This window comes from Liquorilactobacillus satsumensis (assembly GCF_964065465.1).
In the GTDB taxonomy this organism is placed as follows: Bacteria; Bacillota; Bacilli; order Lactobacillales; family Lactobacillaceae; genus Liquorilactobacillus; species Liquorilactobacillus satsumensis.
The window spans coordinates 2,137,731-2,161,816 of the sequence record NZ_OZ061606.1; the positions used below are offsets into that span (position 1 = coordinate 2,137,731).

Sequence of the window (24,086 nt, forward strand, 5' to 3'; positions counted from 1 at the left end):
TATGCAAAAAAGTGTAAAAGCATATCTTCTTTCTTCCGGGACGCTATTAATTGTGGTGATTGGGTTGATTTTTAGTGGGCAACTTTTGTATTACCATCAGCGCTTATTGACACTTAGGAATACAGTTCATTATAATACAGCAATTACCTTACGAAATTTAGCTATTTCTAATGGTATCACCAATGAAAATGTTATTATTTATTCTGCGGGAACCGTGACGAAAAAAGAGCATCTGTTTGTTGTTAAATTAAGTTCTGGCGCTGAATTGGAACTTAATGATGCTCATTATTAACTGAATTATAAATTTTGATGTTTGAAATATCTGGTTGAATTCGTTAAACTGGTAGAGCAGTTTTAATTTGTGAGGTGTGGATTGTGAAAATAGAAAAAATAAGAGATGCTTATCAAAATTTTGATAAGACAATTTCCTTGTTGCAAACAGAACTGGGAACGTCATACTTGGACGCTTTAATTGAATCGGGTGATAATCTTTTAGATAATGGCCACGTGATGGTTGAGAACGAACGCCCTACCTTAGCAGTAAAAAAGCAGTTGGAAGAATATTATGAACGGATTTTGAAGGCTGCTTTAAGCAGTGAAGAGCTGAGGCAAGTGCTTCAGTTTGCATTGGTTAAAGCAAACCAGTACGACAGGATTCAAGCCAATCATCAAATGACCCCAGATGCAATTGGATTTTTAGTGGCTTATCTGATTGAACATATTACAGATAAGTCTCAAACTGAAAAGATACTAGATATCGCTGTTGGGACAGGCAATTTATTGACAACTATTTATAACCATTTAGCCCAAAATGGGTATGAAAAGCTAAAGCTTTATGGCGTTGATAATGACGATACGCTCTTGGCGATTGCAGGCATGAGTTCACAATTGCAAGGGATTACCGCACAATTTTACCATCAGGATGCAGTCACAGACTTGGTTATTCCTAAAATGGACATGGTAGTGAGTGATTTGCCGGTTGGTTATTATCCACAAGATAAGAATGTGGAAAATTTTGAAACCAAGGCGCAAAAGGGGCATTCATATGCGCATCATTTATTGATTGAACAAGCACTTTTGCAATTGAAACCTGGCGGGTATGCTTTCTTTTTGGTACCTCGCGGTCTCTTTGAAAGTGAAGAAGCCAAAGGATTGCTTAAAGTTATCCAAAAACAAGGTCATTTCCAAGGTTTATTGAACTTACCAGTCGAGTTATTTTCTTCGCAAAAAAGTCAAAAGGCTTTATTGTTGCTGCAAAGACGTGGCGGTGGAGCAAAACAAGCTGCGCCAGTGTTGTTAGGAGAGATACCTTCATTTAAAGAAGCAAGGGCATTTTCAACGTTTATTCAGCAAGTTGATGACTGGATCGTAAAAAACATTAAAAACTGAATAATTGGAGAGAAAATATTTATGAAAATTTTAGCTGTTAATGCCGGGAGCTCAACACTTAAGTGGAAATTATTCGAAATGCCACAAAAAACGGTGATAGCTCGAGGACAAGTTGAAAGAATTGGGTTAAGTGGTGCTAAAGAAACTACTATTTTTGGTTCGCAAAAAATAGATGAAGAATTCGAATGTGCCAATCATTTGCAGGCAGTTGAACGCTTGCTGAGTTTGTTAACAGAGTCCAAAATAGTAACAGATTTAAATGAAATAAAAGGAATTGGACATAGGTTCGTTAATGGTGGAACTGTGTTTGCACGTTCAACTGTGATCAATGATGCTGTTTTACAGGAAATGGAGAAGTTGAAGATCCTTGCGCCACTGCATAATCCTGCAAATATTATGGCTATTAAAGCATTTAGAGCGGAGCTGCCACAGGCATTAAGTGTAGCTGTTTTTGATACTGGGTTTCATCAAACAATGCCCAGAGAGAATCTTCTTTACGGTATCCCTTATGAGTATTATCAAAAGTACCATGTTCAAAAGTTTGGTGCACATGGAATCAGTTATCGTTTTATCTTAAAAGAGCTTTTGCGACTCTCACACGCAGAAAAAAGCAAAACTAATGCGATTCTTTTGCATTTAGGTTCTGGAGCATCTGTTTGTGCGGTTAAAGAAGGATTCTCGCTTGACACTAGCATGGGTTTTTCACCCGTCTCAGGAATTATGATGCAGACGCGTTCAGGCGATGTTGATCCATCGCTTTTGCTCTATTTGGAAGATCAGTTGGGCATCAGTACTACCGAAATTTTAAAAATTTTGAATGAAAAGTCTGGAATTTTAGGAGTTTCAGGTATTTCGCCAGATATGCGGGAAGTTTTTGCACAACGTCACGAAAATCCGCGCGCACAACTTGCAATTTCACTTTTTGTGAATCGAATAGTTAAGTATATTGGGGCATACGCTGCTGAATTAGGGCGAGTAGATGCGCTAGCTTTTGCCGGTGGAATTGGAGAAAATATTCCTGTCATTAGGAAGTTAATTTGTGAGCAGCTGGAAATTTTAGGGATTAAAATAGCAGCGACGCTTAATGATGAGACCAAAGCAAGTACTGCGCTGATTAGCACGGCAGATTCAAAAGTAGAAGTTTGGGTTATCCCAACGAATGAGGAATTAATGATCGCTGAAGATGTCTACAAATTGGCGGAAAAAGAGTAATTTTCAAATGAGTGAAGACAATTCATTGTAAAGTGAGATTGTTGAATTTTACTTCAACTTCGAAATACAGTAAACTTAATACTATTGGGCTAGACAATGTATACGAGAGTTGCCCAATAATTTGAGGAAAAGGTTTTGAATTTTATAATGAAGAAAGAGCACCAATTTTCACGTAGTTTGAAAAGTCGTCATGTTCAGCTAATTGCACTGGGAGGGACAATCGGGACTGGGCTTTTTTTAGGAGCAGGTAAAACAATTCATTTAGCCGGTCCATCAATTATATTTGCCTATCTGATTACAGGAATTATTTGTTTCTTATTAATGCGCTCTTTAGGTGAACTTTTACTTTCTGATTTAAACTCACATTCATTCATTGATTTTATTGCCAAATATTTGGGTGAAGAAATGGGGTTTGTTACCGGATGGACGTATTGGATATGTTGGGTCACGATTGCAATGGCAGATGTGACTGCTTCGGGACTTTATATTAAGTATTGGTTTCCAAATGTGCCCCAGTGGCTTCCAGGATTTATAATTCTAGTAGTGCTGTTAACGATGAACTTGATCACGGTTGGTCTCTTCGGGGAAGCAGAATTTTGGTTTGCTTTAATTAAAGTAGTAGCGATTGTCGTTTTGATAGTCACCGGAATAGTACTGGTACTGGTTAGGTTTAAAACCCCAACAGGGCATGCTAGTTTAGAGAATCTTTTCTCGTTTGGAGGACTTTTTCCAACTGGTGCACGAGGATTCTTTTCTTCTTTCCAGATGGTAACCTTTGGTTTTATTGGAATCGAGTTGATCGGGGTAACTGCGTCAGAAACTGAAAATCCCAAACAAGTTATTCCAAAGGCTATTAATGAAATTCCAGTGCGAGTTATTTTATTTTATGTAGGTTCGTTGGTGGCTTTAATGTGTATTTATCCCTGGGATAAGATCGTTGAAGATCAAAGTCCCTTTGTACAAGTTTTTCAAGGAATCGGAGTTACGGCTGCAGCTGGAATAATTAATTTTGTGGTGCTTACCGCGGCGGCTTCAGCTTGTAACAGCTCTTTGTTTAGTACTGGGAGAATGATCTTTTCACTTAACTATAAAAAGAATGGGAAGTTTGCTTCTAAGATGAGCAAACTTTCTCATAGGCAGGTTCCAGCCAACGGGTTGATTTTTTCTGCAATTGCGATTGGTATTGCTGTGCTAGCTAATTTTGTGTTTTCAAATACTGCGTTGTTTACGTTTATATCGAGTGTGGCAACTACCTGTTTCTTGTTTATTTGGGGGATGATCGTGTTGGCACATCTGCGATATCGCAAAATTGATTTTGAAAAGAGCGGACAACAGTTTAAGGCTCCTTTATATCCTTGGAGTGATTACGTAGTCCTTGCCTTTTTAGTTCTTGTAGCTGGGAGTATGCTCTTAGACAGCACGTCTATCTGGGCTTTAGCAGTTGCAGTTGTATGGTTGCTGGTTTTGTGGTTAGGGAAACACTTTAAATTCAACATTTAAAAATTAAATATTCTGAAAAGAAATGCTAATTTGTAGTACAGTAAAAGAGCTGAGAGGTAGACCATTGAATGGCAGCAGCTTTTAAAAATTAGGCGTTTCTTTTTTTAAACAGCAATAAGTTGTAAGATAAAACTGACTATTTAATGAGGAGCTCTTGCCGATGAAGTTTTTCACTGCGGATACGCATTTTTTTGATCACAACTTAAAGCAGGATCTACACTTTGCACAACGGAATTTTTTGACTGTTGCGGAAATGAATCAAACAATAATGGACAATTGGAATCGGATAGTCTCCGAAAATGATACAGTTTATCATCTTGGTGATATTGCTTTTTTACGTTCAAGCAAAGCAGAATATGCAAAGATGTTTACAATCTTGCAGCAGTTGCATGGTCATTTAGTTTTGATTAAGGGTAACCATGATACACGTGCATTTTTTAAATATCTCAGCAAAAATAATTATCTGCTTTCTGATCAATTGCCTAAATTTGTTTTTCATGATGTTGGTTGTATTTTAAAATTTGATCATTTTCAATTTTTCTTAACACATTACCCGCTTATGCTGGGAATTTCTAAAAACAGTATTAATCTGCATGGACATGTCCACCATTACAGTGTGAATTCAGCTGCTAATATTAACGTTGGGGTTGATTCTCCTGAACTTGCCTACCTGATTGCCAAAAGACCTTTTGGGACACCCATAAGTAGTAACGAGATTGTAACCATGGTTGCAGGTAAGAAAAAAGATTTTCAAAAAAGATGATTTTAGGAGGTAAGGATAACGATGCATGAAACAATTACGCTCTTGCATACGAATGATTTGCATTCGCACTTAGAAAATTGGCCTAAAATCAGGCGCTATTTGCTGCATGAAAAGCATAAAGAAAATAATGGAGCGGTTTTAACATTTGATTTAGGCGATGCAATGGATCGAGTGCATCCTCTGAGTGAAGCAACGGATGGCCAGATTAATATTGCTCTAATGAATAAGGTTGGGTATGATGCAGTTACAATTGGTAATAATGAGGGAATTGGCAATTCACATGCACAGCTCACACAATTGTATCGGCATGCAAATTTTACAGTGGTGCTTGATAACATTTTTGATGAAAAAACTGGTGAACGGCCTTCTTGGGTTCAAAAAGAAAAAATCATTACTACGACAAAAGGGACAAGAATTGGTATTTTAGCATGTACGGCTCCTTTTTCAGCAACTTATGCCATGAATAACTGGCGAGCGCTTCCCATCGATCAGGTCTTGCCTGAGTTGATAAAGCAATTAAGACCCAAAGTGGATGTTTTATTACTGTTATCGCATTTAGGAATCGATACTGATCGTGCACTAGCGAAAAAATATCCTGAATTGGACATAATTTTAGGTAGCCACACACATCACCTGTTAGAGCATGGAGAGCAAGTTAGAAAAACAATGCTTTGTGCGGCAGGAAAGTGGGGAAACTATGTTGGAAAGGTTACTCTGACACTTGATGAAGGTAAAATAACAACTTGTAAAGCAGCGGTTCAAAAGACGGAATTTTTACCAGAAGTTCAAGGTGATTTGGCAGAGATTGAAAATTACCAAAAAAGAGGAGCAGAACTTTTAAGTAAACGGACTGTTGCCAACTTGCCCCATGATTTTCCGGGTTCGTGGGTTGGAAAATCACCGTTAATGGAAATCAGTTTAAAGGCACTTGAACAGGTTACTAATACACAAGCAGCCATTTTAAATGGAGGGCTTTTTTTGGGTGATCTGCATCAAGGAAAATTGACTAGAGAACATCTGCACAGCATTTTACCGCATCCAATGAGGGTCGTGAATGTCCGCCTGAACGGATATAATTTGTGGCGTTTGATTCGAGAGATGGAGAAAAACCGCAATCATCTCCGCAATGCACATGTCAAAGGAAACGGATTTCGTGGTAAGGTTTTTGGAGAGATTATGTACGATGGAATCGAATACGATTCTTTTACGAAAAGTGTGACGTGGCATCATCAGATTATAGATCCTGGGCAGGACTATCAGATTGCCACGGTGGATAATTTTATCTATTGCCCTTTCTTCCCATCTTTAGAGATTGCGGGGCATCCGCACTATCTGGGTGATCGGTTTTTACGTGATATAGTTGGGGATTACTTTGCGGCTAAATATCCTGTATAATTAATGCTGACAGTTTAAAGGAGTGTGAACGATGGACAGCGAAAAAAAAGAGCGGCGCGAAGCTCAACTTGCAAAAAAAGCGGAAACACTCAAGGCCTATGCAAGTGATATAAAAATGCAAAGCAAGACAGAATTAACAATTGATGGACACCCGTATGTGCTTGTGAAAGATTTTAAAAATGCTTTTCAGATTGAACGGCTGGAGCAGCGCTTTAGTCAGATTTTAACTAAATATGATTATATTGTTGGTGATTGGGGCTATGATCAATTGAGATTGCATGGCTTTTACGCTAAAGAGTCTGAAAGAGGGCTCCCGTCTCAAAGAATTGATCATTTAGATGATTACTTGTATGAATATTGTAATTTTGGATGTGCATACTTTATATTGCAAAATCTTGCAGTAGTTAAACCTGCTAAGTCGCGGCGAAAGAAGCGTGGGGGAGCTGCAACTAAACATTCTAAGAACAAAAAAGCGATTGAAGGCAAACAAGCTAAGACAAAGCGGCCTAATAAACCGAACAAACAAAACAAATCTAAAAAGCACCGCAATCCACGCGTTGAAACAGTAGAGAAAAAATTTGAGATTCATAAGCGTGTTGCTGCAAAGGAACCGAATGAAGTTGGAGTAGTTACGCAAAAAAGTTCCAACAAACGTCATTTTACGATTAGACAAAAGGGTAAAACCCAAGTAAAAAAAGATTATCAGAGAAAAGGAAAACAAAATGAAAAAGTATAAAGGATATTTGATTGATTTAGATGGAACAATCTATCGCGGGAAAATGAAAATTCCAGCTGCTAAGCGATTTATTGAGCAACTACAAGCAAGAAAAAGAGAATTTTTATTCGTGACAAACAACAGTACTAAGTCACCAGAGGATGTGGTTGCTAACTTAGCAGATAATTTTGACATTCATGTCTTGCCAAGTAATGTATACACGACAGCAATTGCCACTGCAGATTATCTTGCTGAGCTTGATCCCAAGAAAAGAAGTGTTTACGCTATTGGAGAACTGGGTCTAAAAAACGCGTTGTTGGAACGTGGCTTTTCTTTTGCGGATGAAACTCCAGATTATGTGGTAGTTGGGCTGGATTATGATGTCACTTATCGAAAATTCGAAAAGGCAACACTTGCCATTAAACGGGGTGCAAAGTTCATTGGGACGAATGCAGATACAAATTTGCCAAATGAGCGCGGACTGGTTCCAGGTGCGGGTTCCTTAATTGCATTAGTTGAGCGTGCAACACAGCAAAAAGCTACATATATTGGCAAACCAGAGCCGATTATCATGAATAAAGCCTTGCAAAGAATTGGACTTGCCAAGGAAGATGTAATCATGGTGGGCGATAATTATATGACTGACATTAGCGCAGGGATTAACTGTGGTTTAGATACACTACTAGTTTATACAGGTGTTTCAACCAAAGCGCAGGTTGCACAAAAAAAGGTTGCACCAACTTATGAAATTGATTCGCTTGCTGATTGGAAATTTAAAGATGAATAAAGAACGGTTGCAATGGGCTTTGCAGCTAGTGTGTGTGTTCCTTTTTTTGATTTCATTTAGTATCGCCATCACTGTTAATTTTGTTCCTTTATATCATCTTTTTGTAGTGCAAATGCATTTAGGCCAACGCGCAGGAATGTCTGATGTTAAGCTACTCCATGAGTATCAGCGCGTTTTAGATTTCTTAAATTATCCGTGGATAAGTGAACTGCACTCAGCTTTTCAAATGTCCTATAATGGGTTGCAGCATTTTTACGATGTTAAGAATTTATTTATGTTCAATTATCTGATTCTTTTGTGTTCTGCGCCGCTTAGTTTCTTTTTCTTTAGGAAATTAAGGCGTTTAGGACAACAATGGCGCCTCATAGTCCCGTTTCAGTTTTTTATTTTGGGTGTTATCGGATTAACTGGAATGATGCTCCTTAATTTCAATAATTTTTTTATTTACTTCCACGAACTGTTGTTTAGAAATAACGATTGGGTATTTGATCCCAAGTTAGACCCCATTATTAATGTGTTGCCGGATACCTTTTTTCTAGCTTGTTTTGGTCTGTTCTTTACTCTTTTAATTATTTTTTTGGTATTAGGGATTTTTTGGGGAAAGCAAAGTCTTCGTAAAAATCGGTAAAAGCAGTCCTTGAATTAGCTTTAAGCTATTTTGCAGTGAGTTTAATGGATGTGCAGGAATGGAAATATAATTGGGAGTTAAACTAATAAAAACTCCAGTCAAAAAGCTGAGTAAAATCAGTTTTTCTGGCTGGAGTTTTTTAGTGATTAGAATTTTGTTAGTCTTTATCAGGTTGTTTGTTACCCTTGATGAATTTATGCAGTACTCCAATCAGTGCTGGAATTAAAGAAACTAGAATAATTCCAATGACCACTAATGAGAAATGCTGTTTGACAATTGGAAAGTTTCCAAAAAAGTAACCTGCACCGCAGCAAAGCGTCATCCAAGCAACTGCTCCAATTAAGCAATAGCGGAAAAAGTGACGAAAGGGCATCCCACTGCTACCAGCCACAAAAGGCGACATTGTTCTGATGATCGGCATGAAACGTGCCAGTGAAATGGCCATCCCACCATGTTTTTCAAAAAATGCTCTTGTTTTTTCGAGGTCCTCTTCTTTAATAAATCTTCCCAAAAATGAGTCTGGTTTGATTGTTTTACCAACTCTTTTGCCAATCATGAAGTTAAGGGAATCACCTAAGAGTGGGGCTAGGAGGAAGAGAAAAGCAAAAATCCAGATATTGAGATGATACTGAGAGTTTGCTGCCAAGGCGCAGGCTGCAAATAGTAATGAGTCGCCAGGAAGAAAAGGGAGAATAACCGCTCCAGTTTCGACAAAGATGATCAAGAATAGGAAAAGGTAAGTCCAATCTCCAAATGTATTTACTAAAGAAACCAGATGATTATCAACATGTAGAACAAAATCAATCAGAAAACTCATAACATTCTCCTTTATGTGCTGTTATTTGATTTTAGGGAACTTTTTAATTAATTGTGTACTGTGAGCCGGTTGCCGCAGATCAGGATTAAGATAGTGCATTGCACTATTAACGGCAATCGGTGCTTCACCAAAGCCAGTTGCGATCAAGTTAACTCTTCCAGCATAGTCGATGATGTCGCCTGCTGCATAGATTCCGGGAGTAGATGTTTGCATGTTGGGTGAAACCTGCAATAAATTATGCTGGGTCTCTAGGTTCCAGTCCTGCAAAATTTTGGTATCAGTCACAAAACCGTAGTTTACTAGTAAGTAATCGGCCCGTAATTGAGTGGTACTGTCTTCCTTAACCTTTTTTAAGGTCACCTTAATTTTAGTATCTGCGCCTTTTTGAAGGTCAGTGATCAAATAAGGTGTATCAAAGATGGTCTGGGTTTCGTGTAATCTGGCCACGTTTGCTTCCAAGGCACGAAACTTTGATCTGCGATGGACAATGTGCAGTGTTTTGGCAAAGGGTGCAAGTTCAAGTGCCCAGTCGACGGCTGAATCCCCTCCGCCTGCAATCATAACATCTTTGTTAGCAAATTTTTGAGGATCTGAAATAGAATAGAGTAATTGCTGATTTTCAAAGCTGTTTGCATTGGGAAGTGCTAGTTTACGTGGTTGAAAAGCGCCAACACCTGTTGCAATAATAATTGTTCGGGAATACGTCGTTCTTAAATTAGTGACTAATTTAAAACCGCTAGCTGTTTTGGAAATTTCTTGGACCTTTTCGTTTAAAAAGATCTGTGGTGCAAACTGTTGAACTTGCTGTACTAATTCATTTATTAAAGCGTTGCCTTTGATTGAGCTAAACGCAGGGATATCATAAATCTTTTTAGCAGGAAAAAGGTTAGTTACCTGACCTCCAAGCTTGTCTAAACTTTCAATAATCTGGGTTTTTGCTTGGCGCATGCACGCATAGGTAGCCGCAAATAATCCAACTGGCCCACCTCCCACTACAGTAATATCATAGTAGTCTTCATTTGACATTGTGAAGCTCCTTTCACTTGTGTACACTAGGATAGGTTAGCATAATTAAGCTTCAAAATAAATATGTTGGAAAATTCTTCAACAATTATGTAGAATTAAAAGTGCAAATATAAAGGAGATGTTGTTATGAATTATCCGCAATTAGATCAAAATCCAGAAAATCCAGTGGTCGTTTTAAAGACTAATCATGGAGAGATCAAACTTGAACTTTTTCCTAAACTCGCACCAAAGACAGTTGAAAACTTTAGCAGCTTAGTAAAGCAAGGGTATTATAATGGTCAAATTTTCCATCGAGTAATTCCTGATTTTATGATTCAAGGTGGCGATCCCACAGGGACTGGTAGTGGTGGCGAAAGTATTTGGGGAAAAGCGTTTCCTGATGAGTTTTCCGCGCAACTCTTTAATCTGAGAGGGGCACTTTCAATGGCTAATGCCGGTCCTAATACAAATGGTAGTCAATTTTTCATTGTTCAGAGTCAAAATTTACCACAGCAGATGCTTCAGCAAATGAAGCAAGCCGGGTACCCCGATGAAATAATAACTGCATACCAAAAGGGAGGAACGCCTTGGCTGGATCACAGACATACAGTATTTGGCCAAGTCCGTGCAGGATTAGAGGTTGTCGATGAAATTGCTAAAGTTAAAACGAATGCTGATCGACCACTTGAGGATGTTTTAATTAAAGAAGCAGTCTTTGAGGAGGTATGATCCATAGCTGAGAAGCGAAGGAATTTACGATGGAATATAAAATTGGAATGGTGGTTTCTGGAAAAGTTACGGGAATCCAACCGTATGGTGCTTTTGTTTCCTTAGATGATCACACACAAGGTTTGATCCATATCTCTGAGTGTCGCCATGGGTTTGTAACCGATATCCATAAGTATTTAAAGACTGGTCAAAAGGTTAAGGTCATGATAATTGACATTGATGAATATACAAAGAAGATCAGTTTATCAGTGAGATGCTTAGAAAGAGATTTTGTACATCAACCAGAACCGTTTGTTCGGTGTGAACATAAGCACTATTGGACTAATCGGAAAGTCACAGAAGGTTTTACGCCTATTGCAGACAGATTAGACACTTGGATGCGGACTGCTTTAGCCGACATTAACAAAGATATTTGAATTTGAATTAAAATTTTTCTTGACCTGGGTCTATCTAGCTGGTAATATATTTCTTGTTGGTCGTATTTATTTTATGTGTTTTTTGGAGATGTAAAAGTTAAGTTTGCAGTATGCAATAAATTTTACGTTTCAAATTATTAAATAAAAAAAGTCTTGACTTAAGGCGTTAGATCAACTATCATATAGTAGTTGCGTTAAGCGACAAGGTAGACCTTTGAAAACTGAACAAAGTTTCGACAAATCAAATGTGTAGGGCTCTTGCAGTGCAAGAGCAAACATTTGCGAAGTCAATTTCGCTAGTATTAAATTAATGAGTCACAAACTTTTAAAATGAGAGTTTGATCCTGGCTCAGGACGAACGCTGGCGGCGTGCCTAATACATGCAAGTCGTACGCAGTTTCTTCACCGAGTGCTTGCACTCACCGAAGAAACTGAGTGGCGAACGGGTGAGTAACACGTGGGTAACCTGCCCAAAAGAGGGGGATAACACTTGGAAACAGGTGCTAATACCGCATAACAACAAAAACCGCCTGGTTTTTGTTTAAAAGATGGTTTCGGCTATCACTTTTGGATGGACCCGCGGCGTATTAGCTAGTTGGTAAGGTAATGGCTTACCAAGGCAGTGATACGTAGCCGAACTGAGAGGTTGATCGGCCACATTGGGACTGAGACACGGCCCAAACTCCTACGGGAGGCAGCAGTAGGGAATCTTCCACAATGGACGCAAGTCTGATGGAGCAACGCCGCGTGAGTGAAGAAGGTTTTCGGATCGTAAAACTCTGTTGTTAGAGAAGAACGTGTGTGAGAGTAACTGTTCATGCAGTGACGGTATCTAACCAGAAAGCCACGGCTAACTACGTGCCAGCAGCCGCGGTAATACGTAGGTGGCAAGCGTTGTCCGGATTTATTGGGCGTAAAGGGAACGCAGGCGGTCTTTTAAGTCTGATGTGAAAGCCTTCGGCTTAACCGAAGTCGTGCATTGGAAACTGGGAGACTTGAGTGCAGAAGAGGAGAGTGGAACTCCATGTGTAGCGGTGAAATGCGTAGATATATGGAAGAACACCAGTGGCGAAAGCGGCTCTCTGGTCTGTAACTGACGCTGAGGTTCGAAAGCGTGGGTAGCAAACAGGATTAGATACCCTGGTAGTCCACGCTGTAAACGATGAATGCTAAGTGTTGGAGGGTTTCCGCCCTTCAGTGCTGCAGCTAACGCATTAAGCATTCCGCCTGGGGAGTACGACCGCAAGGTTGAAACTCAAAGGAATTGACGGGGGCCCGCACAAGCGGTGGAGCATGTGGTTTAATTCGAAGCAACGCGAAGAACCTTACCAGGTCTTGACATCTTTTGCTAACCTGAGAGATCAGGCGTTCCCTTCGGGGACAAAATGACAGGTGGTGCATGGTTGTCGTCAGCTCGTGTCGTGAGATGTTGGGTTAAGTCCCGCAACGAGCGCAACCCTTATTACTAGTTGCCAGCATTTAGTTGGGCACTCTAGTGAGACTGCCGGTGACAAACCGGAGGAAGGTGGGGATGACGTCAAATCATCATGCCCCTTATGACCTGGGCTACACACGTGCTACAATGGACGGTACAACGAGTCGCAAGACCGCGAGGTTTAGCTAATCTCTTAAAACCGTTCTCAGTTCGGATTGTAGGCTGCAACTCGCCTACATGAAGTCGGAATCGCTAGTAATCGCGGATCAGCATGCCGCGGTGAATACGTTCCCGGGCCTTGTACACACCGCCCGTCACACCATGAGAGTTTGTAACACCCAAAGCCGGTGCGGTAACCTTTTAGAGCCAGCCGTCTAAGGTGGGACAGATGATTGGGGTGAAGTCGTAACAAGGTAGCCGTAGGAGAACCTGCGGCTGGATCACCTCCTTTCTAAGGATAATTACGGAAACTGCACATTCGTCGAAACTTTGTTTAGTTTTGAGAGGTTTACTCTCAAACTTGTTCTTTGAAAACTAGATAATATTTTTTCTGATTTAAATTAACAAACCGAGAACACCGCGTTTTAAACGAGTTTTGAAACAAGATTTAGTTCTTTAACGTAAAACTCATAGCCGCTTTACCGCAGGTAAAGTTAGGTTAAGTTATTAAGGGCGCATGGTGGATGCCTTGGTACTAGGAGCCGATGAAGGACGGGACTAACGCCGATATGCTCCGGGGAGCTGTAAGTAAGCTATGAGCCGGAGATTTCCGAATGGGGCAACCCAATAGTTTTAATCAACTATTACTGCTGATCGAATTCATAGATCAGTCAGAGGAACACGCAGGGAACTGAAACATCTAAGTACCTGCAGGAAGAGAAAGAAAAATCGATTCCCTCAGTAGCGGCGAGCGAACGGGGAACAGCCCAAACCAGAAAGCTTGCTTTCTGGGGTTGTAGGACTGAACATTTGAGTTATCAAAGTGGACGTTAACCGCATGACCTGGGAAGGTCAGCCAGAGAAGGTGAAAGCCCTGTAGGTAAAAGCGGCCACTCTCAGTTCAGGATCCTGAGTACGGCGGAACACGTGAAATTCCGTCGGAATCCGGGAGGACCATCTCCCAAGGCTAAATACTCCCTAGTGACCGATAGTGAACCAGTACCGTGAGGGAAAGGTGAAAAGCACCCCGGAAGGGGAGTGAAACAGTTCCTGAAACCATGTGCCTACAAGTAGTTAGAGCCCGTTAACGGGTGATAGCGTGCCTTTTGTAGAATGAACCGGCGAGTTATGTTTGTCTGCAAGGTTAAGCCGTCAAGGGTGGAGCCGTAGCGAAAGCGAGTCTGAAGAGGGCGTTTGAGTAGGCAGACATAGACCCGAAACCAGGTGACCTACCCATGTCCAGGTTGAAGGTGCGGTAAAACGCACTGGAGGACCGAACTCATGTATGTTGAAAAATGCTGAGATGAGGTGTGGGTAGCGGAGAAATTCCAAACGAACTTGGAGATAGCTGGTTCTCTCCGAAATAGCTTTAGGGCTAGCCTCGGAAATTAGGATCGTGGAGGTAGAGCACTGTTTGAACTAGGGGCCCGTCTTGGGTTACTGAATTCAGATAAACTCCGAATGCCACTGATCTTTATCCGGGAGTCAGACTGCGAGTGATAAGATCCGTAGTCGAAAGGGAAACAGCCCAGACCACCAATTAAGGTCCCTAAATATATGTTAAGTGGAAAAGGATGTGGAGTTGCACAGACAACTAGGATGTTGGCTCAGAAGCAGCCACCATTTAAAGAGTGCGTAATAGCTCACTAGTCGAGTGACCCTGCGCCGAAAATGTACCGGGGCTAAACATATTACCGAAATTGTGGATGCAACCATGAGGTTGCGTGGTAGGAGAGCGTTCTAAGGGCGAAGAAGCCAGACCGGAAGGACTGGTGGAGCGCTTAGAAGTGAGAATGCCGGTATGAGTAGCGCAAGACAGGTGAGAATCCTGTCCACCGAATGACTAAGGTTTCCTGGGGAAGGCTCGTCCTCCCAGGGTTAGTCGGGACCTAAGCTGAGGCCGCAAGGCGTAGGCGATGGATAACAGGTTGAGATTCCTGTACTAGTTATATTTGTTTGAACGATGGAGGGACGCAGGAGGCTAGGAATGCACACTGATGGAAATGTGTGCCCAAGCAGCAAGTTTGGTTACGAGTTAAATGCTTGTAACTGAGGACAAGCTGTGACGGGGAGCGAAATTATAGTAGCGAAGATTCTGATGTCACACTGCCGAGAAAAGCTTCTAGTAAGAGTATAACTACCCGTACCGCAAACCGACACAGGTAGTCGAGGAGAGTATCCTCAGGTGAGCGAGAGAACTCTCGTTAAGGAACTCGGCAAAATGACCCCGTAACTTCGGGAGAAGGGGTGCTGAGCGTAAGCTCAGCCGCAGTGAATAGGCCCAGGCGACTGTTTATCAAAAACACAGGTTTCTGCAAAATCGTAAGATGACGTATAGGGGCTGACGCCTGCCCGGTGCTGGAAGGTTAAGAGGATGGGTTAGCTTCGGCGAAGCTCAGAATTGAAGCCCCAGTAAACGGCGGCCGTAACTATAACGGTCCTAAGGTAGCGAAATTCCTTGTCGGGTAAGTTCCGACCCGCACGAAAGGCGTAACGATCTGGGCACTGTCTCAACGAGAGACTCGGTGAAATTATAATACCCGTGAAGATGCGGGTTACCCGCGACAGGACGGAAAGACCCCATGGAGCTTTACTGTAGCTTGATATTGGGTGTTTGTACAACTTGTACAGGATAGGTAGGAGCCATAGAAGTCGGGACGCTAGTTTCGACAGAGGCATTGGTGGGATACTACCCTCGTTGTATGAACACTCTAACCCGCGCCACTAAGCGTGGCGGGAGACAGTGTCAGGTGGGCAGTTTGACTGGGGCGGTCGCCTCCTAAAAGGTAACGGAGGCGCCCAAAGGTTCCCTCAGAATGGTTGGAAATCATTCGCAGAGTGTAAAGGCACAAGGGAGCTTGACTGCGAGACAGACAAGTCGAGCAGGGACGAAAGTCGGGCTTAGTGATCCGGTGGTTCCGCATGGAAGGGCCATCGCTCAACGGATAAAAGCTACCCTGGGGATAACAGGCTTATCTCCCCCAAGAGTCCACATCGACGGGGAGGTTTGGCACCTCGATGTCGGCTCATCGCATCCTGGGGCTGTAGTCGGTCCCAAGGGTTGGGCTGTTCGCCCATTAAAGCGGTACGCGAGCTGGGTTCAGAACGTCGTGAGACAGTTCGGTCCCTATCCGTCGCGGGCGTAGGAAATTTGAGAGGATCTGTCCTTAGTACGAGAGGACCGGGATGGACACACCGCTGGTGTACCAGTTGTTCCGCCAGGAGCATCGCTGGGTAGCTACGTGTGGATGAGATAAACGCTGAAAGCATCTAAGTGCGAAACTCACCTCGAGATAAGATTTCCCATTTCTTCGGAAAGTAAGACCCCTGAGAGAAGATCAGGTAGATAGGTTGGAAGTGGAAGTACAGTGATGTATGGAGCGGACCAAAACTAATCGGTCGAGGACTTAACCAAAAGAAAAACGGAGTTTTTGGAAGTTAACGCAAAGCAGAAGAAATATTAGCTAGTTTTGAGGGAACAAGGTTTTCTCAAAAAGAGTGCGGTGATGATGGCAGGAAGGATACACCTGTTTCCATTTCGAACACAGAAGTTAAGCTTCTTAGCGCCAAGAGTAGTTGGGGGATCGCCCCCTGCGAGGGTAGGTCGTTGCCGTGCGATGTTGGAGGATTAGCTCAGTTGGGAGAGCGTCTGCCTTACAAGCAGAGGGTCACAGGTTCGAGCCCTGTATCCTCCATCGAGTCGTTAGCTCAGTCGGTAGAGCATCTGACTTTTAATCAGAGGGTCGACAGTTCGAGCCTGTCACGACTCATTAATGTTAATTAGATATTGACATTAATGGTAATATATGATAAGATAATTAAGTCGTTGTTTATGTTTGTGAGTTTCGCCGACTTAGCTCAGTTGGTAGAGCATCTGATTTGTAATCAGAGGGTCGGGCGTTCGAATCGTCTAGTCGGCACCATTTTTATGCGGAAGTAGTTCAGTGGTAGAACATCACCTTGCCATGGTGGGGGTCGCGGGTTCGAATCCCGTCTTCCGCTTGTTAATATTATTTGCCGGGGTGGCGGAACTGGCAGACGCACAGGACTTAAAATCCTGCGGTAAGTGATTACCGTACCGGTTCGATTCCGGTCCTCGGCATAATTATATTATTATGCACCCATAGCGCAATTGGATAGAGTGTCTGACTACGAATCAGAAGGTTGTAGGTTCGACTCCTACTGGGTGCATTATCATCGGGAAGTAGCTCAGCTTGGTAGAGCACCTGGTTTGGGACCAGGGGGTCGCAGGTTCGAATCCTGTCTTCCCGATAGAGTAGACATACTCTTGAAGATACACATCGCGGCGTAGCTCAGCTGGCTAGAGCGTCCGGTTCATACCCGGGAGGTCAGGGGTTCGATCCCCTTCACCGCGATATACAACTTGATAGAACTTGGACCTTTAGCTCAGTTGGTTAGAGCAGACGGCTCATAACCGTCCGGTCGTAGGTTCGAGTCCTACAAGGTCCATTGTACTTTGAAGTGGATAGTATAATTGATCTTTTTATAATGGAGGATTACCCAAGTCTGGCTGAAGGGAACGGTCTTGAAAACCGTCAGGTGGGTAAAACCACGCGAGAGTTCGAATCTCTCATCCTCCTTTTTCATTTTTATTATCGCGGGATGGAGCAGTCTGGTAGCTCGTCGGGCTCATAACCCGAAGGTCGTAGGTTCAAATCCTTCTCCCGCAATTATGGTCCTATGGTGTAGGGGTCTAACACGCCTGCCTGTCACGCAGGAGATCGTCGGTTCAAATCCGTCTAGGACCGCTAGTACCAATAGTATTTAACATAGTTTGTAATGGCTCGGTAGCTCAGTCGGTAGAGCAATGGATTGAAGCTCCATGTGTCGGCAGTTCGATTCTGTCCCGCGCCATATGCATTTTATGCGGGTGTAGTTTAGTGGTAAAACCACAGCCTTCCAAGCTGTTGTCGCGAGTTCGATTCTCGTCACCCGCTTAGCCTAATTTTTTATGGAGAAGTACTCAAGTGGCTGAAGAGGCGCCCCTGCTAAGGGTGTAGGTCGCGAAAGCGGCGCGAGGGTTCAAATCCCTCCTTCTCCGTTTTTGACCCGTTGGTCAAGTGGTTAAGACATTGCCCTTTCACGGCGATAACATGGGTTCAAATCCCGTACGGGTCACTTTCTAATTATCGCGGGATGGAGCAGTCTGGTAGCTCGTCGGGCTCATAACCCGAAGGTCGTAGGTTCAAATCCTTCTCCCGCAATTATATGGTCCTATGGTGTAGGGGTCTAACACGCCTGCCTGTCACGCAGGAGATCGTCGGTTCAAATCCGTCTAGGACCGTTCAAAAAAAGATTAAGACATTTTGTCTTAATCTTTTTTATTGTCCTTAAAAATTTATTTTATGTGGTTAAAGTGGAGTTGATATTTTATCTTAGATACTGATGTGATAGAATAGTTAATGTTACAGCACATTCCCGATAGGATTCATTCATGTGAAGATGCCTTGTAACCAAATTTTTGAATGGGGGAATTAACGTGTCAGAGAGACATTTATTTACGTCCGAATCAGTATCAGAAGGACATCCAGATAAAATTGCTGATCAAATCAGTGATGCAATCTTAGATGCTTTACTAAAGGAGGATCCAGACTCTCGTGTTGCATGCGAGACTACCGTAACCACAGGTCTAGTCGTAGTTGTTGGTGAAATTTCAACTAAGGCATATATTGATATTCAAAAAGTCGTCAGAGAGACGATTAAGGGAATTGGCTATACAGATGGCAAATACGGTTTTGATGGTGATAATTGCGCTGTATTAACTGCAATTGACGGTCAATCACCAGATATTGCCCAAGGCGTTGATCAGTCACTAGAGACGCGCCAAGGTGAAGGTGATGCATTAGATCAAATTGGTGCTGGAGATCAGGGAATGATGTTTGGTTATGCGATTGACGAAACTCCTGAACTGATGCCGCTACCGATTGCTTTAAGTCATAGATTGATGCGAAAAATTGCGGAATTGCGCAAGAATCAAACTCTGAGCTATCTCGGACCTGACGCAAAAGCACAAGTTACGGTAGAGTATGATGAGCAAGATAAACCAGCTCGAATCGATACCGTAGTTGTTTCTACGCAGCACGATGAAGGCACAAGTCTTGAAACAATTCGGCAAGACGTTATTGCAAAAGTCATTAAAGCAGTGATACCCGCACAGCTTTTGGATGATAAAACAAAATATTTTGTAAATCCAACTGGAAGGTTTGTAATAGGCGGACCTCAAGGAGATGCTGGACTAACGGGACGCAAAATTATCGTTGATACATACGGTGGTTACGCTCATCATGGTGGTGGCGCATTTTCAGGTAAGGATGCTACTAAAGTTGATCGTTCTGCCAGTTATGCTGCACGTTATATTGCCAAAAATATTGTTGCTGCAAAGATCGCTTCAAAAATTGAAGTCGAGTTAGCTTATGCGATCGGGGTTGCGCAACCTGTTTCTGTTTCAGTCAACACATTTGGGACTTCAACAGTCAACGATGAGGCCTTAGTAAAGGCAATCCGTAAAGTTTTTGACTTGCGCCCTGCTGGAATTATCCGGATGCTTGATTTAAAACGTCCAATCTATAAGCAAACTGCAGCTTATGGGCATTTTGGAAGAACAGACTTAGATCTCCCATGGGAGAAAACTGATAAAATTGCAGCATTAAAGGCTGAATTAGGATAAGAAAAGTCTTTAGCGACTTGCTTTTTTTACCCTTTTTTGCTAGTATATCTTCAATAATAATGTAATGTTGATGAGGAAAAGTAAAGAAAATTACTACTCAAGAGAGTGCGTGGTTGGTGTTAACGCATGTAGCTATTTTTTTGAACTCACCTCGGAGTTTTTTTGTTGAACGTTAAGTAGACAGGAACGGAACCTTCCGTTAGCAAGATCGAGAGCCGGTATTTTTGTACCGGAAAATAGGTGGTACCGCGAGTATTTTCGTCCTATATGGAGCTTTTTAAAAAACAGGCTCGATATAGGACTTTTTTTATTTTGAGAGGAGACTGAAGGTAAAAGATGGGATACGATCATAGTAGTATTGAAAAAAAGTGGCAGCATTATTGGGAAACGCATAAGACTTTCAAAACAACAGAAGATCCAAAAAAGTCTAATTATTATGCGCTGGATATGTTTCCTTATCCATCAGGGCAAGGACTCCATGTTGGACACCCTGAAGGATATACGGCGACTGATATTATTGCACGTATGAAAAGAATGCAGGGCTTCAATGTGCTGCATCCAATGGGGTGGGATGCTTTTGGCTTGCCAGCTGAACAATATGCACTAAATACAGGGCATTCTCCGCGAGAATTCACCAAGCAAAACATTAATAATTTCAGACGCCAAATTAAATCTTTGGGGTTGTCATATGATTGGGATCGTGAAATCAATACTACAGATCCTTCTTATTATAAATGGACACAGTGGATTTTTGAAAAGCTTTATGAAAAAGGATTGGCGTACGAAGCCGAGGTTCCAGTGAATTGGAGCCCTGACCTTGGAACGGTCGTGGCTAACGAAGAGGTAATTGATGGGAAAACTGAACGGGGAGGGTTCCCAGTGATTCGAAAGCCTATGAGACAATGGGTTTTACGAATTACTGCATATGCTGATCGCTTGTTGAAGGATCTTGATGATATTGACTGGCCTGAAAACATTAAAGAGCAACAGCGTAACTGGATCGGACGCTCAGTTGGAGCCAGCATCAGATTTAAAGTGGCAGGCAATGAAAAGCGTGAGATTGAAGTCTTTTCTACTAGACCCGACACTATTTTTGGGGCAACTGCGTTTGTGTTAGCTCCTGAACTTGAGATTGTTAAAGAGTTGACGACCCCTGAGGAAAAAGAGGCCGTTGAAGCTTATGTTAAAAAAGTGTCACACAAATCAGATTTGGAACGGACTGACTTAGCCAAAGATAAAACAGGAGTCTTTACCGGAAGTTACGTTATCAATCCTGTAAATGGCGAAAAAGTTCCAGTTTGGATTGCTGATTATGTGCTGGCAACATATGGGACGGGGGCAGTCATGGTTGTCCCTGCGCATGATGAACGTGATTATGATTTTGCTAAGAAATTTGGGCTGAAAATTATTCCAGTTATTGAAGGCGGAGACATTCAAAAAGCTGCTTATACAGGTGATGGTGTGCATATCAATTCTGGTTTTTTGGATGGTTTGAATAAAGAAGATGCAATTGCACGAATCATTGACTGGCTCAAAGAGCGACAAGCCGGAGAAGAAAAGGTTAATTATCGCTTGCGTGATTGGTTGTTTTCGCGTCAGCGGTACTGGGGTGAACCAATTCCAGTAATTCATTGGGAAGATGGTGAAACCACACTTGTCCCTGAAGATCAGTTGCCGTTACGTTTGCCTAAAGCAACAGATATCAAACCATCCGGGACCGGTGAAAGTCCGTTAGCCAACTTAGATGATTGGGTTAATGTGGTTGATCAAAATGGTAGAAAGGGCAAACGTGAGACTAACACAATGCCACAGTGGGCAGGCAGTTCCTGGTATTTCTTGCGCTATGTAGATCCGCATAATCAGGGTAAGCTGGCTGCTTTGGATAAGTTAAAAGCTTGGATGCCGGTTGATTTGTATGTGGGCGGAGCAGAACATGCAGTGTTGCACCTTTTGTATGCACGTTTCTGGCATAAATTTCTTTATGATCTTGGTGTTGTTCCAACGAAAGAACCCTTCCAAAAATTGGTCAATCAAGGAATGATTTTGGGCGACAATCATGAAAAAATGTCGAAATCAAAAGGCAATGTTGTTAATCCAGATGACATTGTTAAGCAGTATGGTGCAGACACATTAAGACTGTATGAGATGTTTATGGGACCTTTGGATGCATCAATTGCTTGGAGCGAAGATGGACTAAATGGAGCAAACAAGTTTATTCATCGTGTATGGCGCTTAATCGTTGACGAAGATGACGAATTACGTGATCGGATTACCACCATCAATGACGGTCAGTTGACACGTGTCTACAATCAGACTGTCAAAAAGGTTAGTGAAGATTTCGCAGTTTTGCATTTTAATACTGCTATTTCACAATTGATGGTTTTTGTAAATGAAGCCTATAAAGTAGACTCATTGCCTTTAGAGTATATTGAAGGCTTTGTAAAAATGCTCTCACCACTAGTTCCACATCTTGCAGAGGAGCTTTGGACCAAGTTGGGGCATGTGGGCACAATTACTTATGAGGCGTGGCCAAGTTTTGATCCGGAAAAGCTTGTTGAAGATAATGTTGAAGTTGTGGTTCAAGTTAATGGTAAAGTGCGTCAGCATCTGGTTGTACAAAAGGGAACTGACCGCGAGCAATTGCAAGAAATTGCCTTGAATGATGAAAAAGTCAAAAAGGGAATTGCTGCTAAATCGATTGTGAAAGTTATTTCTGTTCCGGATAAATTAGTTAATATTGTGGTTAAGTGAAAATAACCAAGTGTAATAAGTGAAAAGAGTTTGGGACAAAAGTCGCGAACTCTTTTTTTGTCTTTACTTTCCAAACAGCTATTGCTGTTGGTGCAGCCACTTAAATCTCTTTTGTTCCACTCTCTTTTTGTTTTATCTGATATGAATTACCTCTGTTTCAAGCAGTACCCCTTTTTGGAAATTATTAGTGGGGGGTATAGTAATTCTTTTAAATTATCATTAAAATTTGATTGCAATACTTTTAAGACATCTATATACTTGAGAGGTATCGTAAAAAAATTGTTTTTAATCAAAGCAGGAGGACTTTTTTAAAATGAAAAATGAACTGGAACGCTCGCTCACACATCGCCATATTCAAATGATCGCGATTGGTGGTGCAATTGGGACAGGTCTTTTTTTAGGCTCAGGAACCGCAATTCAAAAAGCAGGACCTGCACTAATTCTTGCATATCTGATTGCCGGAATAATTTGTTTTTTCATGATGAGAGCGATCGGCGAGTTGGTACTCTCTGATACTCGATTGACTTCGTTTATTGATTTTGTCCGCGAGTATCTGGGAGATCGTTGGGAATTTGTGATTGGGTGGACCTATTGGTTATGCTGGATAAGCTTGGCAATGGCAGATTTAACTGCAAGCGGAATCTATCTACGTTATTGGTTCCCCTTTATTCCACAGTGGTTGGTGCCATTAGTCATTATTATCACACTGCTTGGATTTAATCTTTTCAGTGTGGGTGTCTATGGTGAGCTTGAATCATGGTTTGCCAGTATCAAAGTTTTAGCCATCATTGCTTTAATTGTCACTGGAATTTTCTTAATTCTTTTAAGAGTCAAGATTGGAACTAATACAGTGTCGCTTGATAATCTCTTTGCGCATGGCGGCTTTTTCCCTAAGGGCTGGAATGGTTTATTAGCAGCCTTTCCGATGGTAATGTTTGCCTTTACCGGGATTGAGATGGTCGGTCTGACGTCTGGTGAGACTGAGAATCCGCAACGTGATTTACCGCGTGCAATTAATAGTCTGCCGATTAGAATTGGACTGTTTTACATCGGATCAATGTTTGTGGTAATGTGCATCTATCCGTGGAATGAAATTGTGACCTCTTCAAGTCCCTTTGTCCAAGTTTTCTCGGGGATTGGGGTTAAGATGGCGGCTGGAGTTATTAATTTTGTAGTTTTAACCGCTGCTTTGTCAGCTTGCAACAGCGCAATTTTCAGTACCAGCAGAACATTATATGTATTGGCACGCAGCAATAAAGCACCAAAGGCTTATGCCACAACGAGCAAACGGGGTGTCCCAGCGCAGTCGCTTTATTTTTCGTCGGCTGTACTACTGGTAATTGTTTTACTCAATTATGTAATTCCAAAAAGTGTTTTTCAGATTATTTCAGGAGTTGCAACCATCAGTTTTATTTTTGTTTGGATCGTTTTAGTAGTATGCCATGCTAAATATAAAGCTACATTAACGGATCAGCAAACTAGTTTCCCAATGCCCTTATATCCGTTCTCAAGCATTATCACAGTTTTGTTCTTCCTTGGGGTGCTCGTTTTGTTGGCTTTAGATCCAAGTACACTGCTTTCAGTTATCTTTTCGCTAGTCTGGTTTTTGTGCTTGGCACTTGGGTATAGTTTTATGCCACGCAAAAAATTGAGTGAAGAAGAGCTTTAGTTAGGCAAAGAGAGTGTGATATAAGTCG

Annotated in this window: 16 protein-coding genes, 18 tRNA genes, 3 rRNA genes, 1 riboswitch and 1 other annotated feature; of the genes, 35 read left to right on the forward strand and 2 right to left on the reverse strand. The window is 41.9% G+C overall.

Going from position 1 to position 24,086, the window contains the following annotated elements; all coding sequences use genetic code 11:
• Position 1: 1 nt before the first annotated feature.
• From AB3Y88_RS09900 to AB3Y88_RS09940, 9 genes are all read left to right on the forward strand, one after another.
• Positions 2–292, forward strand: coding sequence for a hypothetical protein (locus tag AB3Y88_RS09900; RefSeq protein ID WP_054757921.1), 291 nt, complete (start codon positions 2–4; stop codon positions 290–292).
• An 83-nt stretch (positions 293–375) separates the two neighbouring features.
• Entirely contained in the window at positions 376–1,389 is a 1,014-nt protein-coding gene (locus AB3Y88_RS09905; RefSeq protein ID WP_056959412.1) for a class I SAM-dependent methyltransferase, read from the forward strand.
• A 21-nt stretch (positions 1,390–1,410) separates the two neighbouring features.
• A complete protein-coding gene (locus AB3Y88_RS09910; RefSeq protein ID WP_054757923.1) occupies positions 1,411–2,601 on the forward strand; it encodes an acetate/propionate family kinase in 1,191 nt (396 codons plus the stop codon).
• Between the two features lie 147 nt (positions 2,602–2,748).
• Positions 2,749–4,101: an amino acid permease gene (locus AB3Y88_RS09915; RefSeq protein ID WP_056959410.1), complete on the forward strand. Its 1,353-nt coding sequence runs from the start codon at positions 2,749–2,751 to the stop codon at positions 4,099–4,101.
• Positions 4,102–4,261: 160 nt separating this feature from the next.
• Positions 4,262–4,864, forward strand: coding sequence for a metallophosphoesterase (locus AB3Y88_RS09920; protein ID WP_056959408.1), 603 nt, complete (start codon positions 4,262–4,264; stop codon positions 4,862–4,864).
• A gap of 21 nt (positions 4,865–4,885) precedes the next feature.
• Positions 4,886–6,259, forward strand: a complete 1,374-nt coding sequence (locus tag AB3Y88_RS09925) for a bifunctional UDP-sugar hydrolase/5'-nucleotidase (RefSeq protein WP_056959406.1) — start codon at positions 4,886–4,888, stop codon at positions 6,257–6,259.
• Positions 6,260–6,290: 31 nt separating this feature from the next.
• The gene (locus tag AB3Y88_RS09930) at positions 6,291–6,995 is read left to right on the forward strand and encodes a YutD family protein (RefSeq protein ID WP_228889423.1); all 705 of its coding nucleotides are present in this window, start codon (positions 6,291–6,293) and stop codon (positions 6,993–6,995) included.
• Positions 6,982–7,761, forward strand: coding sequence for a TIGR01457 family HAD-type hydrolase (locus AB3Y88_RS09935; RefSeq protein WP_228889426.1), 780 nt, complete (start codon positions 6,982–6,984; stop codon positions 7,759–7,761). Before AB3Y88_RS09930 ends, AB3Y88_RS09935 begins: the two co-directional genes overlap by 14 nt.
• On the forward strand, positions 7,754–8,389 hold the full coding sequence (locus tag AB3Y88_RS09940; protein WP_056959468.1) for a TIGR01906 family membrane protein: 636 nt from the start codon (positions 7,754–7,756) through the stop codon (positions 8,387–8,389). The genes AB3Y88_RS09935 and AB3Y88_RS09940 overlap by 8 nt, the downstream gene beginning before the upstream one ends.
• 157 nt (positions 8,390–8,546) lie before the next feature.
• On the opposite strand, the gene AB3Y88_RS09945 is transcribed toward AB3Y88_RS09940, so the two are convergent.
• The gene (locus AB3Y88_RS09945) at positions 8,547–9,206 is read right to left on the reverse strand and encodes a VTT domain-containing protein (RefSeq protein ID WP_056959402.1); all 660 of its coding nucleotides are present in this window, start codon (positions 9,204–9,206) and stop codon (positions 8,547–8,549) included.
• 21 nt (positions 9,207–9,227) lie between these two features.
• Positions 9,228–10,232, reverse strand: a complete 1,005-nt coding sequence (locus tag AB3Y88_RS09950; RefSeq protein ID WP_056959400.1) for an NAD(P)/FAD-dependent oxidoreductase — start codon at positions 10,230–10,232, stop codon at positions 9,228–9,230.
• Positions 10,233–10,358: 126 nt separating this feature from the next.
• Here AB3Y88_RS09950 and AB3Y88_RS09955 point away from each other — a divergent pair, with 126 nt between their 5' ends.
• The 26 genes from AB3Y88_RS09955 to AB3Y88_RS10080 all read left to right on the forward strand — a co-directional run bounded on the left by AB3Y88_RS09955 (position 10,359) and on the right by AB3Y88_RS10080 (position 24,058).
• Complete coding sequence (locus tag AB3Y88_RS09955; RefSeq protein WP_054757926.1) at positions 10,359–10,940, forward strand: peptidylprolyl isomerase; 582 nt, start codon at positions 10,359–10,361, stop codon at positions 10,938–10,940.
• A gap of 29 nt (positions 10,941–10,969) precedes the next feature.
• Complete coding sequence (locus tag AB3Y88_RS09960; RefSeq protein ID WP_054757927.1) at positions 10,970–11,356, forward strand: CvfD/Ygs/GSP13 family RNA-binding post-transcriptional regulator; 387 nt, start codon at positions 10,970–10,972, stop codon at positions 11,354–11,356.
• 326 nt (positions 11,357–11,682) lie between these two features.
• A 16S ribosomal RNA gene (locus tag AB3Y88_RS09965) occupies positions 11,683–13,242 on the forward strand.
• Positions 13,243–13,447: 205 nt separating this feature from the next.
• Positions 13,448–16,365 (forward strand): 23S ribosomal RNA (locus AB3Y88_RS09970).
• 84 nt (positions 16,366–16,449) lie between these two features.
• A 5S ribosomal RNA gene (rrf, locus tag AB3Y88_RS09975) occupies positions 16,450–16,566 on the forward strand.
• The 16S, 23S and 5S rRNA genes sit together here with 18 tRNA genes alongside, the layout of an rRNA operon.
• A 6-nt stretch (positions 16,567–16,572) precedes the next feature.
• A tRNA-Val gene (locus tag AB3Y88_RS09980) sits at positions 16,573–16,645 on the forward strand.
• A gap of 2 nt (positions 16,646–16,647) precedes the next feature.
• A tRNA-Lys gene (locus tag AB3Y88_RS09985) sits at positions 16,648–16,720 on the forward strand.
• Positions 16,721–16,797: 77 nt separating this feature from the next.
• Positions 16,798–16,873: transfer RNA gene (locus AB3Y88_RS09990), tRNA-Thr, on the forward strand.
• A 7-nt stretch (positions 16,874–16,880) separates the two neighbouring features.
• A tRNA-Gly gene (locus AB3Y88_RS09995) sits at positions 16,881–16,952 on the forward strand.
• 14 nt (positions 16,953–16,966) lie between these two features.
• Positions 16,967–17,052, forward strand: a tRNA-Leu gene (locus tag AB3Y88_RS10000).
• Between the two features lie 15 nt (positions 17,053–17,067).
• Positions 17,068–17,141, forward strand: a tRNA-Arg gene (locus tag AB3Y88_RS10005).
• Positions 17,142–17,148: 7 nt separating this feature from the next.
• Positions 17,149–17,222, forward strand: a tRNA-Pro gene (locus AB3Y88_RS10010).
• 30 nt (positions 17,223–17,252) lie between these two features.
• Positions 17,253–17,326: transfer RNA gene (locus tag AB3Y88_RS10015), tRNA-Met, on the forward strand.
• 20 nt (positions 17,327–17,346) lie between these two features.
• Positions 17,347–17,420: transfer RNA gene (locus tag AB3Y88_RS10020), tRNA-Ile, on the forward strand.
• A gap of 41 nt (positions 17,421–17,461) precedes the next feature.
• Positions 17,462–17,551: transfer RNA gene (locus AB3Y88_RS10025), tRNA-Ser, on the forward strand.
• Between the two features lie 16 nt (positions 17,552–17,567).
• Positions 17,568–17,641 (forward strand) — tRNA-Met (locus AB3Y88_RS10030).
• A gap of 4 nt (positions 17,642–17,645) precedes the next feature.
• Positions 17,646–17,719 (forward strand) — tRNA-Asp (locus tag AB3Y88_RS10035).
• 33 nt (positions 17,720–17,752) lie between these two features.
• A tRNA-Phe gene (locus AB3Y88_RS10040) sits at positions 17,753–17,825 on the forward strand.
• Between the two features lie 12 nt (positions 17,826–17,837).
• A tRNA-Gly gene (locus AB3Y88_RS10045) sits at positions 17,838–17,908 on the forward strand.
• Positions 17,909–17,924: 16 nt separating this feature from the next.
• Positions 17,925–18,012 (forward strand) — tRNA-Ser (locus AB3Y88_RS10050).
• A 5-nt stretch (positions 18,013–18,017) separates the two neighbouring features.
• Positions 18,018–18,089 (forward strand) — tRNA-Glu (locus tag AB3Y88_RS10055).
• A 12-nt stretch (positions 18,090–18,101) separates the two neighbouring features.
• A tRNA-Met gene (locus AB3Y88_RS10060) sits at positions 18,102–18,175 on the forward strand.
• Positions 18,176–18,181: 6 nt separating this feature from the next.
• Positions 18,182–18,255 (forward strand) — tRNA-Asp (locus AB3Y88_RS10065).
• Between the two features lie 116 nt (positions 18,256–18,371).
• Positions 18,372–18,453: riboswitch (SMK box riboswitch) on the forward strand.
• Positions 18,451–19,638: a methionine adenosyltransferase gene (gene metK / locus AB3Y88_RS10070; protein ID WP_054758103.1), complete on the forward strand. Its 1,188-nt coding sequence runs from the start codon at positions 18,451–18,453 to the stop codon at positions 19,636–19,638. (Overlaps the previous riboswitch by 3 nt.)
• Before the next feature lie 58 nt (positions 19,639–19,696).
• Positions 19,697–19,907 (forward strand) — a binding site (T-box leader).
• A 67-nt stretch (positions 19,908–19,974) separates the two neighbouring features.
• Positions 19,975–22,389 carry a leucine--tRNA ligase gene (gene leuS, locus AB3Y88_RS10075; RefSeq protein ID WP_228888438.1) on the forward strand — a complete coding sequence of 805 codons (2,415 nt, stop codon included), beginning with the start codon at positions 19,975–19,977 and terminating at the stop codon, positions 22,387–22,389.
• 313 nt (positions 22,390–22,702) lie between these two features.
• Positions 22,703–24,058: an amino acid permease gene (locus tag AB3Y88_RS10080; RefSeq protein ID WP_056961355.1), complete on the forward strand. Its 1,356-nt coding sequence runs from the start codon at positions 22,703–22,705 to the stop codon at positions 24,056–24,058.
• The last annotated feature ends 28 nt before the right edge of the window (positions 24,059–24,086 follow it).